At 74.4% G+C, this 14,248-nt stretch carries 13 protein-coding genes; 8 read left to right on the forward strand and 5 right to left on the reverse strand.

Going from position 1 to position 14,248, the window contains the following annotated elements:
- The first annotated feature begins 95 nt into the window (after nt 1–95).
- Genes corA through RB146_03935 form a run of 3 tightly spaced genes read left to right on the forward strand, consistent with a single transcriptional unit; the run spans nt 96 to nt 3,379 of the window.
- Nucleotides 96–1,049 (forward strand): magnesium/cobalt transporter CorA, encoded by a 954-nt coding sequence (gene corA / locus RB146_03925; protein MDQ7828131.1) that lies wholly within the window; start codon nt 96–98, stop codon nt 1,047–1,049.
- Nucleotides 1,050–2,423 carry a nicotinate phosphoribosyltransferase gene (locus RB146_03930; GenBank protein ID MDQ7828132.1) on the forward strand — a complete coding sequence of 458 codons (1,374 nt, stop codon included), beginning with the start codon at nt 1,050–1,052 and terminating at the stop codon, nt 2,421–2,423.
- A 44-nt stretch (nt 2,424–2,467) separates the two neighbouring features.
- A complete protein-coding gene (locus RB146_03935) occupies nt 2,468–3,379 on the forward strand; it encodes a copper amine oxidase N-terminal domain-containing protein (GenBank protein MDQ7828133.1) in 912 nt (303 codons plus the stop codon).
- On the opposite strand, the gene RB146_03940 is transcribed toward RB146_03935, so the two are convergent.
- Genes RB146_03940 through RB146_03960 form a run of 5 tightly spaced genes read right to left on the reverse strand, consistent with a single transcriptional unit; the run spans nt 3,366 to nt 9,379 of the window.
- On the reverse strand, nt 3,366–4,166 hold the full coding sequence (locus tag RB146_03940) for a sugar phosphate isomerase/epimerase family protein (protein MDQ7828134.1): 801 nt from the start codon (nt 4,164–4,166) through the stop codon (nt 3,366–3,368). The two genes, RB146_03935 and RB146_03940, sit on opposite strands and share 14 nt — an antisense overlap.
- Complete coding sequence (locus tag RB146_03945; GenBank protein ID MDQ7828135.1) at nt 4,163–5,314, reverse strand: ABC transporter ATP-binding protein; 1,152 nt, start codon at nt 5,312–5,314, stop codon at nt 4,163–4,165. Before RB146_03945 ends, RB146_03940 begins: the two co-directional genes overlap by 4 nt.
- Before the next feature lie 16 nt (nt 5,315–5,330).
- Nucleotides 5,331–7,016: an iron ABC transporter permease gene (locus tag RB146_03950; protein MDQ7828136.1), complete on the reverse strand. Its 1,686-nt coding sequence runs from the start codon at nt 7,014–7,016 to the stop codon at nt 5,331–5,333.
- Between the two features lie 3 nt (nt 7,017–7,019).
- Nucleotides 7,020–8,024 carry an ABC transporter substrate-binding protein gene (locus RB146_03955; protein ID MDQ7828137.1) on the reverse strand — a complete coding sequence of 335 codons (1,005 nt, stop codon included), beginning with the start codon at nt 8,022–8,024 and terminating at the stop codon, nt 7,020–7,022.
- Nucleotides 8,024–9,379 (reverse strand): M20/M25/M40 family metallo-hydrolase, encoded by a 1,356-nt coding sequence (locus RB146_03960; protein ID MDQ7828138.1) that lies wholly within the window; start codon nt 9,377–9,379, stop codon nt 8,024–8,026. The genes RB146_03955 and RB146_03960 overlap by 1 nt, the downstream gene beginning before the upstream one ends.
- 122 nt (nt 9,380–9,501) lie before the next feature.
- On the opposite strand from RB146_03960, the gene RB146_03965 reads away from it, so the two are divergent.
- The 5 genes from RB146_03965 (at nt 9,502) to RB146_03985 (ending at nt 14,247) form a co-directional block, all read left to right on the forward strand.
- Nucleotides 9,502–10,341 carry a GNAT family N-acetyltransferase gene (locus RB146_03965; protein MDQ7828139.1) on the forward strand — a complete coding sequence of 280 codons (840 nt, stop codon included), beginning with the start codon at nt 9,502–9,504 and terminating at the stop codon, nt 10,339–10,341.
- A 6-nt stretch (nt 10,342–10,347) separates the two neighbouring features.
- Nucleotides 10,348–11,454 (forward strand): o-succinylbenzoate synthase, encoded by a 1,107-nt coding sequence (gene menC, locus RB146_03970; GenBank protein ID MDQ7828140.1) that lies wholly within the window; start codon nt 10,348–10,350, stop codon nt 11,452–11,454.
- Nucleotides 11,455–11,507: 53 nt separating this feature from the next.
- Nucleotides 11,508–12,644, forward strand: a complete 1,137-nt coding sequence (locus RB146_03975) for a sulfite oxidase (protein MDQ7828141.1) — start codon at nt 11,508–11,510, stop codon at nt 12,642–12,644.
- Entirely contained in the window at nt 12,641–13,801 is a 1,161-nt protein-coding gene (locus RB146_03980) for an FAD-binding oxidoreductase (GenBank protein MDQ7828142.1), read from the forward strand. The genes RB146_03975 and RB146_03980 overlap by 4 nt, the downstream gene beginning before the upstream one ends.
- A 302-nt stretch (nt 13,802–14,103) precedes the next feature.
- Entirely contained in the window at nt 14,104–14,247 is a 144-nt protein-coding gene (locus RB146_03985; protein MDQ7828143.1) for a hypothetical protein, read from the forward strand.
- The last annotated feature ends 1 nt before the right edge of the window (nt 14,248 follow it).

The following is a 14,248-nucleotide window of genomic DNA, read 5'->3' on the forward strand; positions in this document are numbered from 1 at the left end:
CCTACGCTAGTCGCGGTCCCGCCCGGCCGACAGGGCAGGAGAGTGCCGTCTGGCGCGTCCGGCGGCGCCCCCGGCACCCTGCTGGAACGACGACGATGCAGATTACGGTCTACCGTCCCGACGGCCTCCAGGAGGAGGCCCCGGAGCGCCTCGCGGCCCTCCTCCGCGGGGACGGGGGCGGTGTCTGGGTGGACCTGGACCGCAGCCGGCCGGAGGATGCGGCGGCGCTCGACCGCTTCGGCTTCCACCCCCTGGCGGTCGAGGACGCCCGCAAAGCCGGGCAGCGGCCGAAGGCCGAGACCTACGACGGCGTCCTCTTCCTCACCTTCCACGCGCCGCAGCTGGAGGGCGCGGACGTGGTCTTCGACGAGATCGACCTCTTCTTCACCCCGCGCCTGGTCGTGACCGTCCGGCCCTCCCGCTGTCCGGTCGTGGAGGAGGCCCGGCGGCGGCTGGCCCACGCCCCCGCAGCCCTGCGCCAGGTGCCAGCCTTCCTCCTGCACACCATCCTCGACGCCGCCGTGGACGCCTACTTCCCCGTCGTCGACGCGCTGGACGCGGAGATCGACCGGCTGGAGGACGACGTGCTGGCCCGGCCCTCCACGGCGGCGCTGGCGCGGCTCTTCCGCATCCGGCACGTCCTGCTGGACGCCCGGCGCCACGTCGTCCCCCTGCGCGACACCCTGAGCCTGCTGATGCGCCACGAGACCGAGGGGATCGTCCCCGAGGTCGGCCCCTACCTGCGCGACGTCTTCGACCACGTGCTGCGCATCACCGACCAGATCGACACCCACCGCGACCTGGTCACGGGCGCCCTGGAGGTCTACCTCAGCCAGGTTAGCCACCGCCTCAACGAGGTGATGAAGGTCCTCACGGTCATCACCGCGGTCTTCGCCGCCCTCACCGTGATCACCGGCATCTACGGGATGAACTTCGAGCGCGCCCTCCCGGCCTGGGAGGCCCCGGGCGGCTTCCTGGGCGTGCTGGCGGTCATGGGGGCGGTCACCGCCGTCATGCTCGCCCTCTTCCGCTGGCGGGGGTGGGTGTAGGTGGCGCGGCCGTATCCCACCTTCGGGTTCGTCACCCCGGACACCGTGGGGCTCCTCACCGACCTCTACGAGCTCACCATGGCGGACAGCTACTTCCGTCAGGGGATGAACGAGCCCGCCACCTTCGCCGTCTTCGTGCGCGAGCTGCCGCCCGACCGCTCCTTCCTCGTCAGCGCGGGGCTGGAGACCGTCCTGGCCTACCTGGAGCAGGTGCGCTTCCCGCCCGAGGCCATTGCCTACCTGCGCTCGCTGGGCCGCTTCAGCGACGGGTTCCTCGACTACCTGCGCGACTTCCGCTTCGGCGGCGACGTGCGGGCCATCCCCGAGGGGGAGGTCTTCTTCCCGCTGGAGCCGCTCGTCGAGGTGACCGCGCCGCGCATCGAGACGCAGCTCATCGAGACGATGCTCCTCAACACCCTGAACTTCCAGGTGATGATCGCCACCAAGGCGGCGCGGGTCGTCCTGGCCGCCCAGGGCCGCCCGGTCATCGACTTCTCGCCGCGGCGCGACCACGGGGCGGACGCGGCGGTGAAGGTGGCCCGGGCGTCCTACATCGGGGGGTGTGCGGGCAGCTCCTGCGTCCTGGCCGGCCACCTCTTCGGGCTCCCGGTCTTCGGCACCATGGCGCACTCCTACGTCATGTCCTTCGAGGACGAGCTGACGGCCTTCCGCGCCTTCGCGCTGGACTACCCCGACAACTCGGTGCTGCTCATCGACACCTACGACACCGTGCGCGGGGCGGAGCACGCCATCACCGTGGCCCGGGAAATGGCCGCGCGCGGGCAGCGCCTGCGGGGCGTGCGCATCGACAGCGGGGACCTGGTGGCGGCCAGCCGCAAGGTGCGGGCGCTGCTGCAGCAGGCCGGCTTCGGCGACGTGCAGATCGTGCTGAGCGGCGGGCTCAACGAGTTCAAGATCGCCGACCTGCTGCGCGAGGGCGCCGAGGTGGACGCCTTCGGGGTGGGTACGGAGCTCGGCACCTCCGCCGACGCCCCCTTCGTGGAAGGGGTCTACAAGCTCGTCGAGGACGTGCACGGTTACCGCATCAAGCTCAGCGCCGGCAAGGCCACGCTGCCCGGCCGCAAGCAGGTGTGGCGCACGGTCGACGCCGAGGGGGTGCTGGTGCGGGACGTCATCGCCCTGGCCGACGAGCCGGGCCCGCCCGGGGCCCGGCCCTTGCTGGAGGAGGTCATGCGCGGCGGGCGGGCGCTCCGGCCCGAGCCGCTCGACGCCATGCGCCGGCGCTGCCAGGAGGCGGTCGCCCACCTCCCCCCGGCCCTGCGCGCGCTGCGGGACAGCTCGCCGCCGCCGGTGGGCCTCAGCCCGGCGCTGGAGGCGCTGCGTGACCGCATGTACCGGGAGGGCGAGGCGTGAGGCCCGTCCCGGGGGCGTGGGGCGTTGGGACCAGGAGGGCCATCGTGGCCTGCATCCCGGCCGTCCTGCTGGTGGCGGTCCTCGCCCCGGCCGGCTCCCGTCCGCCCGCCGCGCGGCGCGCCGCCGCCCAGCCCCCCATCACGGTGGTTCTCGACGGGGAGCCGCTCACCCTGGACGTCCCGCCCATCCAGGTGGCGGGACGCGTGCTCGTCCCGCTGCGGGGGATCTTCGAGCGGCTCGGGGCGTCGGTCAGCTTCGACCCGCTCGCCCAGACCGTCACGGCCCGGCGGGGGGCGGTCGTCATCGTGCTGAGGCTGGGGAGCCGGGAGGCCCGGGTGGGGGACCGCATCGTCACGCTCGACGTGCCGGCGTTCGCCCTCCAGGGCCGGACCATGGTGCCGCTGCGCTTCCTCAGCGAGGCGCTGGGCGCGCGGGTGGACTGGGAGGAAGGCACCCGCACGGTGCGCATCTACACCATCCCCCTCCCGCCCTCGCCCGGCGCATCCCCGCGGCCCGGGCCGGGGACGGCGCGGACGGTCCAGGGGACGCTCCTGCGGGTCGAGCTCTCCCAGAACCGCCTCCAGGTGCTGGAGGGCACGGTGGTCCACCTCGTGGTGGTCACCGCCGAGACGGCCATCTTCCGGCGGGAGACGACGAGCGGGGTGGGCGGGTCGGCCAACCTGCGCGAGCTGCGCCCGGGAGACCAGATCGTGGCGGAGGTGCGGGGCAGCGGCGAGGCGGTGACGGTGCGGGCCTTCTACCGCCAGGTGCGCGGGGTGGTGGAGACCATCGCCCTGCGCACCATCACCCTGCAGGGGCTGGGGGCCTTCACCCTGCACCTGGAGGTGGCCGTCTCCGGGCGGGCGCGCTCGCGGGACGAGGTGCGGCCGGGGATGACGGTGGTGCTGCGCCTCAACCCCCAGACCCATATCGTCTGGGAGATCACGGTGGAGTAGCGCGCGCGGCCCCCAGCAGCCGGTCGAAGGCGCGGCGGTTGGCGGCCACCGTCTCCAGCTCGCGGCCGGCGGCGTACCCCTCGATGGCCACGAGTCCCCGGTAGAAGGCGGCCAGGCGCGCCAGCGGCGGCGCCAGAGGGTAGATCCCCTCGTCCAGCGGCACGTGCACCAGGCGCTCCGTGGAACCGCTCAGGTGCACGTGCACGACCAGCGGTTCCAACCCGTCCAGGTCGAGCGGCTGCCTGTTGGAGAGCAGGTGGGCGATGTCGAGCGTCAGCCCCAGGGCGGGGGAGGCGGCCTCGGCCACCAGGCGCGCCACCTGGCGCGGGCTGGTGACGAACTCCCCCGGGCGCGCCTCCATGTTCTCCACGCCCACGCGCAGGCCGAGCCGCGCCGCCGCCGCCCCCAGCGCGGCGAAGCCCTCGACGAGCGCGGGCCAGTAGGCCTCGGGCGCGTCGCGCGACGAGGAGAGGCTGCCGGGGTGGAGGGTCACCACCACCGCCCCGAGCCGCGCCGCGTCCTCAAGGGCACGGGCGTACTGCCGCCGCGACTCCTCCCGGATGCCCGGGTTCTGCGAGGTGACGTTCAGGTCGCGGCTGGGGCCGTGCACGGTCACGACCAGCCCCCGGCGGGCGGCCTCTTGCCCGAGCGCGACCGGATCGGCCTCCTGCGCCCAGAGGTGCTCCGCCCAGAGCTCCACCCCGGCGTACTCCCACCGGTGGGCGGCCTCGAGCGCGTCCCGGATCGGATGGGTGCGCAGCGAGGTGGTGGAGAGGACCGGCCTCATGGGGTGCCCGGCCGAGCGACGCGCGGGTCGGGACGATGGTCGGGGTCGTCCTCCGTGGCGGGGAAGAGGAGAACCCGGGTCAGGCGGAGCCGGAGGTGGGTCCCCTCCTCGACGGTCACCCCCGGCGGGGTCTGGACACGCAGCACGTGCCCGTCTGCGCGGACCTTGTAGTCCACGACGTTGCCCATGAAGTTGCGCACCTCCACCGTGCAGGGGATCTCGCCGTCGGGGCCCAGGGCCACGTCCTCGGGCCGCACCGCCACCAGGACGGGATCGCCGGCAGGCGGCCCGCCTGCGCTGCCGGCCGGCGCCGCGGGGCCCTCGGCGGGGAGGCGCAGCCGCCGCCCCAGGACCTCGACCGCCACCCCGGCGGCGTCGCGGCCCAGCAGCCGCCCCGGCAGGAAGTTCATCAGCCCGATGAAGTCCGCCACGAAGCGGTCCGCCGGCCGCCGGTAGATCTCCAGCGGCGGGCCCACCTGCACGATGCGCCCCTCCCGCATCACCGCCACCCGGTCGGAGAGGGCCATCGCCTCGGCCTGGTCGTGGGTGACGTACAGGATGGGGACGCGCAGGCGGCGCTGCAGCTCCTTCAGCTCGAAGCGCATCTGCTCGCGCAGCTTGGCGTCGAGGTTGCTGAGCGGTTCGTCCAGGAGCAGCAGCTCCGGCTGGCGCACCAGCGCCCGGGCCAGGGCCACCCGCTGCTGCTGGCCGCCGGAGAGCTGGGCCGGGTAGCGGCGCTCCAGGCCGCTCAGCGCCACCACCTCCAGCACCGCCCCCACCCGGCGCGCCACCTCGCGCCGGTCGAGCCGCTGCAGGCGCAGCGGGTAGGCGACGTTGTCGAAGACGGTCATGTGCGGCCAGACCGCGTAGTTCTGGAAGACCATGCCGATGGCCCGCCGCTCCGGCGGGACGAAGAGGCCCGAGGCGGGGGCGGAGACCACCCGCCCGCCCAGCCGGATCTCGCCGCGCGTCGGCACCTCCAGGCCGGCCACGCAGCGCAGCGTGGTCGTCTTGCCGCACCCGCTCGGCCCCAGCAGGGTGAAGAACTCCTGCGACCCCACGCGGAAGGTGACGTCCTGGACGGCCACTACGCCGTCGAAGGTCTTCCACAGCCCCCGCACCTCCAGGCGGTCCTCGACGGCGGTCACCGTGCCCTCCCCGGCCTCAGAAGCCCAGCCGGCCGCGCGTGGCCCAGCGTAGCAGGAGGTTGCCCGTCAGGATGAACGCCAGCACCACCACCGAGAGCGCGGCGGCGATCTGCGTGTAGCCGGAGTCCTGCATGTTGAAGATCGTCACCCCGATGGTCTCGGTGCGCAGGCTGAAGAGCAGGATGGACATCGTCAGCTCCCGGCTGGCCGGCATCGCCACCAGGATCCACCCCGCCGCCATCCCGGGGCGGACGAGCGGCAGCACGATGTCCCGGAAGGTGCGCAGCGGCCCCGCCCCGGCGACGCGCCCGGCTTCCTCCAGCGAGGCGTGGATCTGCTGCAGCGTGGCGGCGGTGGTGCGGATGGTGAAGGGGAGGTAGGCGAGGACGTAGGCCAGGAGGATGATGGCCAGCGTGCCGTAGAGCCAGCGCCCCCACGCCAGCAGGACGGCGATGGCGATGACGGTGTGGGGGATGGCGGAGGGGAGCGTGCCGACGGCGTCGAGCCAGCCGCTGCCGCGCAGGCGGGCCTTCACGTGGACGTAGGCGATGACCGTGCCGAGCGCCATGGCCACGGTGGCGGCGGCAACGGCCAGGACGAGGCTGTTGGCCAGCGCGCGGCGGGCCTGCTCCAGGCCCAGGACGTAGGCGTAGTGGCGGGTGGTCAGGCTGGCGGCCGCCAGCGGCGCGCCGAAGTAGCGCAGGAAGGAGGTGAGCACGAGCGCGGCGATGGGCAGGACGGCGATGGTCACGGCGAAGGCCGCGGCCAGGGCGAACGCCGGCCAGCGCAGCGGGCCCAGGCGCAGGGACTGGGGGTGGATGGCCTTGCCGGCGATGACGGCGAAGCGCCCCTCCCCGCGCTGCACCCACCGCTGGGCCAGCAGCGCGGCCAGCGAGACGGCCACCAGCAGCATGGACATCGCCGTGGCCAGGCCGAAGTCCGGCAGGGTGAGGGCGCTGTAGATGCTCGTGGTCAGCACGAAGAAGCGCGCTCGCAGCCCCAGCAGCGCCGGGATGCCGAAGTTGGCCACGCTGCCCATGAAGACCAGCACCCCGCCGGCCAGGATGGCCGGCCACACCAGCGGCACGGTGACGTGGCGCATGACCTGGAGCGTGCCGGCCCCGGAGGTGCGCGCCGCCTCCTCCAGGCTCACGTCCATCCGCTCCAGCGCCCCGGCCACGGTGAGGAAGACGTAGGGGAAGAAGTGGATGGCCAGGACGGCGACGATGCCCCCGGGGGAGTAGACGGTCCACGGCGCCCGCTCCAGGCCCAGCAGGTCGAGGAGCGGGCGCATGAGGTACCCTTGCGGGCCCAGCAGCTGCGTCCAGGCGATGGCGCCGAAGAAGGGCGGGATGGCGTAGGGCAGGACGACGAGCGGCCGCAGCCAGCGGCGGCCGGGCAGGTCGGTGCGCACCAGCAGGAAGGCCAGCACGGTGCCGGCGGCCATGGCCAGTGCGCTCGCGGCCGCGCTCACCCAGACGGTGTTCCACAGCGCGCGCACGTTGGCGGGGGCCACCGCCCGGCCGTAGGCCGCCAGCGTCCAGGCGCCCTCGGCGCGCAGGCTGCGCACCAGCACCTGGGCCAGCGGGTAGACCACCAGCCCGGCCAGCGCCAGCGCCGCCAGCCCCACCAGTAAGAGGCGCGGGTCGGCCGGGCGGGCGCGGGGGAGAGGGACGCGGAGCGCCCCGCTGCCGGTGGCCACGGCCTACTTCAGCATGATCTCCTCGAAGCGCTGGCGGATCTCGGCGGCGTTCTGGGCCGCCCACTCGAAGGGCACCGGCAGCGTCCGGATCTCCGAGGGCCGCGGCAGGCCGCGCGGCGGGGCCACGTCGGGCCGCACCGGGATGATGCCGCGCTCCGCCAGGGCCTGCTGCCCCTCCCGGGAGAGGACGTAGTCGACGAACAGCCGCGCTCCCTCGACGTTGCGGGCGCTGCGCGTGATGGCCACGGGGCTCGGGATGCTCACCGCCCCCTCCTCCGGCCAGATGATGGCCAGCGGCGCCCCGTCGCGGATCATCCCGTAGGCGATGAAGTCCAGCGTCATCCCCACGCCGAACTCCCGCGCCGCCAGCGCCGCCGCCACCTCGGAGTTGCCGCGCAGCACCTGGATGCCCTCGCGGCGTGCCCGCTCGAACCAGGCCCACCCGTACTCCCGCACGAAGGTGGCTACCACGACGAAGACCGAGCCGGAGAAGAAGGGGTTGGGCATGGCCGCGGTGCGGCCGAAGCGCGGGAAGTCGGCCCAGCGCCGCGGCGCGACCCGCTCGGGGATCAGCGTGGTGTTCACGGCGATGATCATGTTGATCAGCCGTCCCGCGGTGAAGAAGCCGCCGGGGTCCCTCCAGGCGGCGGGGATCTGGCGCGCCTCCGGGGAGCGGTAGGCCTGCAGCGCGCCCCGGTCGCGCAACGTGAGGAAGACCGGCGCGTCGGCCAGCCAGAGGAGGTCGGCGCGGATGCCGCCGGTCTCCAGCTCGGCGAAGATGCGCCGCTCCAGCTCCGTGCTCCCCGAGCGCAGCACCTCCAGCCGCAGCTGCGGGTAGCGGGCCATGAAGGCCCGGGCGAAGCTCGTGGCGATCTCCTGCGGCAGGGAGGTGTAGAGGACCACCGTCCCGCCCGGCGCGGGCGCGGCCTGCGCCCCGCCGGCCGGCCACACGGCGGCGCCAGCCAGCGCCGCCACCAGGACCAGCCCCACCAGGTGCCGGATCGTCATCACCACGCCTCCTCTCCGAAGCGCTCCAGCAGGCGCGCCACGAGCCCGATGGTCTCCGCCCAGTCGCTCAACCGGATGTTCTCGTTGGGGGAGTGGCCGCGCGCGTCCCAATACGACGTGCCCAGGCTGACGATGGGGATCCCCAGCGTCGTCCCGAGCGGGTACATCGGCCCGGTGCCGGCCGAGGTGGGCTGCAGCAGGACCTGCCGCCCGGTGGCCTCCCCGGCCACCCGCGCCGCCATCTGGATGAAGGGGTGGTCGATGGGGGAGCGGTAGGCGCGCTCCCCCCCGAGCAGCTGCACCTGCATCTCGGAGAACCCCTGGGCGGCGAAGTGCTCCTGCACCAGGCGGGCGATCTCCTCGGGGTCCTGGTCGGGGACCATGCGGAAGTCCACCTTGGCGCAGGCGCGCCGCGGCAGGACGGTCTTGCTGCCGGGGCCCCGGTAGCCGCTCTCCAGCCCGCAGACGGTGCAGGTGGGCATGAAGTAGAGGTCGTACTGGGCGTCCGCCCCGGTCTTGCCGGCGATGAACCGCTCCACCCCGTAGAGCCGCTTCAGGTCCTCCTCCTCGAAGGGCAGGCGGCGCACCGCCTCCAGCTCCTGCGGTGAGGGCGGCCGCACGCGGTCGTAGAAGCCCGGCACGCGGACGCGCCCCGTCTGCGGGTCCTTCAGGGAGGCCAGGGCCCAGACCATCTTCATGGCCGCCCCCTCGACGATGGCCCCCAGCGAGGAGTGGAGGTCGCGGGAGGTGGCCTCGATGGCCAGGTCCAGGTAGCAGATGCCCTTGACCCCGGCCGAGAGGTGGAGCCGCTCCTTCATGTCGCGGGCGCCGAACTCCCAGATGCACGCGTCGGCGGCCAGGCGGTCACGGTGCTCGCGGACGTAGCGCTCGAAGTGGACGCTGCCGATCTCCTCCTCCCCCTCGACCAGGAAGCGCACCCGGCAGGGGAGGTCGCCGCGCACCGCCTGCAGCGCCCGCACCGCGGCCAGCCGGGACACCAGGTCGCCCTTGTTGTCGGCGGCGCCGCGGGCGTAGAGCTTCCCGTCGCGCACCGTCGGCTCGAAGGGCGGGGTGACCCACTCCTCCAGCGGGTCGGGCGGCTGGACGTCGTAGTGGTCGTAGAAGAGCAGCGTCCGCCCGGGCCCGGGGAAGTCGGCCACGACCAGCGGAGCCGCATCCGCTGCCCGCAGCACCTCCACCTGCGCCCCCGCCCCCTCGAAGAGCTCGGCCACCAGCGCGGCGCAGGCCTCCACGCCCTCCCCGGTCGCGGCCACGCTGGGCTGGCGCAGGAGGCGCTTCAGGTCCTCCAGGTAGGTCTCCAGGTGCTGCCGGATGTGGGCCTGCAGGGGGTCCACCGCTCACCTCCCGTCACTCGCCGTGCACCGGGTTCCGCTTGAATTGGGTTCCGCCCGCGCTACAGTTATCCCTGGTGATGCCTCCTTCCCTCCCCGCCACGGGGCCCTCGCCCGGGGTCGAGGTGGCGGTACGCCCCATCACCGACCTGGCCACCCTCCGCCAGGTGGAGGCGCTGCAGCAGGCGGTCTGGGGGATGGCGCCGCTCGACGTCGTTCCCGCCCACCAGCTCCTGGCGGCGACGGCCGCCGGCGGCGTCGTGCTGGGCGCCTTCGCCCCCGACGGGACGCTCGTGGGGTTCTGCTACGGGTTCGTGGGGATGCGGGATGGCCACCCCTTCTTCTACTCGCACATGGCCGGGGTGGTGGACGCGTACCGCGGGCACGCGGTGGGGCTGGCGCTGAAGCGGGCGCAGCGCGAGGCCGCGCTGGCCTGCGGGCTGGACCGCATGGTCTGGACCTTCGACCCGCTGCAGAGCGCCAACGCCCACTTCAACTTCCGCAAGCTCGGCGTCACCGCGCGGCGCTACTACGTGGACTACTACGGTGAGATGTCGGACGCCCTCAACCGCGGGCTCCCCAGCGACCGGCTCGAGGTGGACTGGGAGCTGCGTTCCCCGGAGGTGGTGGCCCGCCTGGAGGGCGAGGGCGAGCAGGCGGACGCCCGCCGCGCCGAAGGACGCTGGGATGCCGCCGCGCAGGAGGCGCCGGCCGCCCTGGAAGCCACCGCGGGCGGACCGGGGCCGCGGCCGGGCGATCCGTTCACCGACCTGGACGCCCCGGCGGTGCGCCTGGCCATCCCCGCCGACCTGGGCCGCCTGCGCCGGGAGGACCCCGGCCTCGCCCTGGCCTGGCGCGAGGCCACCCGCACCGCCTTCCTCGCCTACTTCGCCCGGGGGTACGCCGCCGTGGACTTCCTGCGCGGACCGACCGTCGGCCACTACCTCCTGCGGACGGTCCGGTAGCCGCCGATGCGTGTCGAGGCGGTGGAGCTGCGGGAGGTCCGCCTGCCGCTGCGCCTCCCCTTCGAGACCTCCTTCGGCCGCTCCGAGACCAAGGTCTGCGTGCTCGTGCGCGTGTGGGCGGACGGCGCCGAGGGGTGGGGAGAGGCGCCGGTGGACGCCGCCCCGCTCTACAACGAGGAGACGGTGGCCACCGCCTGGCACGTGCTGGAGGCCTTCATCATCCCGGAGGTCCTCGGGCGCCCGCTGGAGCACCCGCGGGACTTCCCGCCGCGCGTGGCCCGGCTGCGCCGGCACCACATGGCCAAGGCCGGGCTGGAGGCGGCGCTGTGGGACGCCTACGGACGCCTCGGCGGGCGGTCGCTGCGCGCGCTGCTCGGCGGCGTCCGCCAGCAGGTCGACGTGGGGGTGAGTCTCGGCATCGAGCCCGACGTGGAGGTGCTGCTCGACCGCATCGGCCACTTCCTCGACCAGGGCTACCAGCGCATCAAGGTGAAGATCAAGCCCGGGTGGGACGTGGCGGTGGTGCAGCGCATCCGCGAGGTCTACGGCGACGTCACCCTCCAGGTGGACGCCAACGCCGCCTACACGCTCGACGACGCGGCGGTCTTCCGCACCCTCGACCGCTTCAACCTCCTCCTGATCGAGCAGCCCCTGGAGGAGGACGACCTGGTGGACCACGCCGCCCTGCAGCGGGAGGTGCGCACGCCGATCTGCCTGGACGAGTCGATCACCTCGCCGTCCGTGGCGCGCAAGGCGCTGCAGATCGGCGCCTGCCGCATCGTGAACATCAAGCAGGCCCGGGTCGGGGGGCTCGGGGCGGCCACCGCCATCCACGACCTCTGCCGCGCTCAGGGCGTGCCGGTGTGGTGCGGGGGCCTGCTGGAGACCGGCGTGGGCCGGGCAGCCAACCTGGCGCTGGCCAGCCTGCCGGGCTTCACGCTGCCGGCCGACCTCTCCGCCAGCGACCGGTACTTCGACGAGGACATCATCGACCCGCCGGTGCGCCTGGGCCCGGGCGGCACCATCGCCGTGCCCGACGGGCCCGGGCTGGGCGTGACGGTGCGCATGGACCGCGTGGAGGCGGTGACGACGCGCCAGGCGGTGTACCGGTGAGGCGGCCCGCCCGGGGAGGCGAGAGGGCAGGGCCGCCCGCGCGGGAAGGCGATATGGCGGGGCCGCACCCGCGAGTCGGCGACGCCGCGGCGGCCCAGGCCCGGGCGGGCGACGTGGCCAGGGCGACGGGCGCGGGTGCGCTCGTCACCGTCGAGGCGCACCCGTACAACGCCGAGACCCCGATGCGGGCCCTGGGTGCGCTGCCGACCCCCCCGGAGCTCGTCTACGTCCGCACTCACTTCGACCTCCCCGAGCACCTCGCCGACCCGGACTTCCGGGCAGCCTGGAGGCTCCGGATCGACGGGGCGGTCGAGCGCCCCCTCGACCTGGGCCTGGCGGACCTGCAGGCTCTGGAGCCGCGCCGCGTCACCCTGACGATGGAGTGCGCCGGGAACGGCCGCGCGCTGATGACCCCGCCCCCACCGGGCACGCCGTGGCGGCTGGGGGCGGTGAGCACGGTCACCTTCACCGGGACGCCCCTGGCCGGTCTCCTGGCCCGTGCCGGGGTCCGGCCGGGCGCCGTCGAGGTGCTGGGCGAGGGTGCCGACCGCGGCGAGGTGGCCCGCGGCCGCGTGGAGCCGTTCCGGCGCAGCCTGCCGCTGGCCGCCGCCACCCACCCGGACACCCTGCTGGCCTGGGCGATGGACGACCGCCCGCTCCCGCCGCTGCACGGGGCGCCCCTGCGCCTGGTGGTCCCGCGCTGGTACGGGATGGCGTCGGTGAAGTGGCTCGTCCGCCTCACCGTGCTGGAGGAACCGTTTGCGGGGTTCTTCCAGCGCGAGCGCTACATCTACGAGGACGAGGAGGGCACGCCCCAGGGGACGCCGGTGACGACGATCCGGGTGCGCGCGGTGATCGCCGATCCCCCGAACGGCGCCCGCCTCCCCGCCGGACCCCTGACCATCCGCGGCACCGCCTGGTCGGGGGACGGTCCCATCGCCACCGTGCGCGTGAGCACGGACGGTGGGGCCCGCTGGCAGGAGGCCGCTCTGGGGGAGAGCCTCTCCCCCTACGCCGCCCACCCCTGGCACCTCACCTGGGCCCCGCCGGGACCGGGCCGCTACACGATCGTCGCCCGGGCCATCGACACCCTCGGCAACGCCCAGCCGCTGGCGCCGCGCTGGAACCGCCACGGCTACGGCAACAACGTGGCCCACACCGTGAGGGTGGAGGTCATGGAGTCGTCATGAGGGTGGGCGGCCATGAGACGCCGGTTGGGGCCGACATCGTCGTGGTCGGCGGAGGGCTGGTCGGGCTCGCCACCGCCTATCACCTGGTGCGGGAAGGGCGGCGCGTGGTGCTGGTGGACCGCGGCGACCGCGGGCGGGCCACCGACGCCGGGGCGGGGATCCTCTCCCCGGCGGTGAGCGGGCGCGGGGAAGCCCTGGCCGCCTTCGCGGAGGCTGCGGCCGCCTACTACCCCCGGCTGGTCGACGCCCTGCGGGGCGAGGAGGCGGGCGAGACCGGCTACGCTGCGGCGCCGCTGCTCTTCGTCGCCGCCGACGACACCGACCTGGACGCCTTCACCGCCCTGAAGGAGATGCTGACCCACGCGCGCCGGGTGCCCGGACGCGCCCACCCCACCGAGGTCTCCCCCGGGCATGCCCGCAGCTTCCTCCCCCTGCTGGGGCGGGTGGCGGCCGCGCTCCTCGTCCCCGACGCCGCCCGTGTGGACGGCCGCCTGCTGAGCGCCGCCTTGCGGCGGGCGGCGGAACGGCGCGGGCTGGCGGTGCGGGCGGGGAGCGTGGAGCGCCTCCTCGTGGAAGGCGGACGGGTGCGCGGCGTGCTGGTCGACGGGGAGCGCCTGGACGCCGACCAGGTGGTCGCCGCCGGCGGCGCCTGGTCGCGGGCGCTGGGCGAACCGCTCGGACTGCCCCTGCCGGTCGAGCCGCAGCGCGGCCAGATCGCCCACCTGCGCCTGCCCGAGTCCACGGACGGGTGGGCGATGGTGATGGCGATGGACGACCACTACCTGGTTCCCTGGCCCGACGCGCGCGTGGCCGCCGGCGCCACGCGCGAGACCGGTTCAGGCTTCGACCCGCGGCCGACGGCCGGCGGCGTGCACCAGGTGCTCTCGGCGGCGCTGCGCCTCGCCCCGGGGCTCGCACGGGCCGAGCTGCTCGAGGTGCGCGTGGGGCTGCGTCCGCTGTGCGCCGACGGGCTCCCGGTGATCGGTCCGGTGCCGGGGGTGGACGGGGCGTTCGTGGCCACCGGCCACGGCCCTGCGGGGCTGCTGCTGGGGCCCTATACCGGCAAAGTCCTGGCAGAGGTCATGCTGGGGCGCCCGCCGGAAGTGGATCTGACGCCCTTCCGGCCCGACCGGTTCGCCAGTTCCGGCCGGTCGTAGAGCATCAGTGTCCGCGTGCCCGGCTACGGGAAGCACACCGTGCAGCTCGGCTCGCAAGGCAGCCACCGACGCGTGCAGCTCCGCTCGCAGGGCAGCCACTCTCCGACGCGTCCGCCGCCATCGCCGCTCTCCAGCCTTGCAACGCTCACCTCACTCCATCGTCCAGAACACGAACATTTGCGCCCTCCCCAGGAGGACTTTGCGGGATGTGCGGTGAACCCCCCCGTCGAACGCCGAGACTGTGGTGGGCTGCGACGCCCCATGACCGGGGCGTCGCCTCGTTTTCTGGGAGGTCAGAGACGATGGCAGAGCGCCAGGACGACCCCATGCGCCTCTGGGTGGGGACGTGGACCGCGGACGACGCGCGGAAGCAGGCTGAGGAGCGGCCGCAGCCCCGGCGCAAGGCGGTCGACCCGGTCGAGCCGGCCGACGACCGGCGGGCCTAGC

This window comes from Armatimonadota bacterium (genome assembly GCA_031081585.1).
Classification (GTDB): Bacteria; Sysuimicrobiota; Sysuimicrobiia; order Sysuimicrobiales; family Humicultoraceae; genus Geohabitans; species Geohabitans tengchongensis.

Bases quoted from the DNA above. Each gene is read 5' to 3' on its own strand.
- RB146_03955 (MDQ7828137.1), bottom strand. From the start codon at position 8,024: ATGACGATCCGGCACCTGGTGGGGCTGGTCCTGGTGGCGGCGCTGGCT.
- RB146_03985 (MDQ7828143.1), top strand. From the start codon at position 14,104: ATGGCAGAGCGCCAGGACGACCCCATGCGCCTCTGGGTGGGGACGTGG.
- corA (MDQ7828131.1), top strand. From the start codon at position 96: ATGCAGATTACGGTCTACCGTCCCGACGGCCTCCAGGAGGAGGCCCCG.
- RB146_03980 (MDQ7828142.1), top strand. From the start codon at position 12,641: ATGAGGGTGGGCGGCCATGAGACGCCGGTTGGGGCCGACATCGTCGTG.
- menC (MDQ7828140.1), top strand. From the start codon at position 10,348: ATGCGTGTCGAGGCGGTGGAGCTGCGGGAGGTCCGCCTGCCGCTGCGC.
- RB146_03940 (MDQ7828134.1), bottom strand. From the start codon at position 4,166: ATGAGGCCGGTCCTCTCCACCACCTCGCTGCGCACCCATCCGATCCGG.
- RB146_03975 (MDQ7828141.1), top strand. From the start codon at position 11,508: ATGGCGGGGCCGCACCCGCGAGTCGGCGACGCCGCGGCGGCCCAGGCC.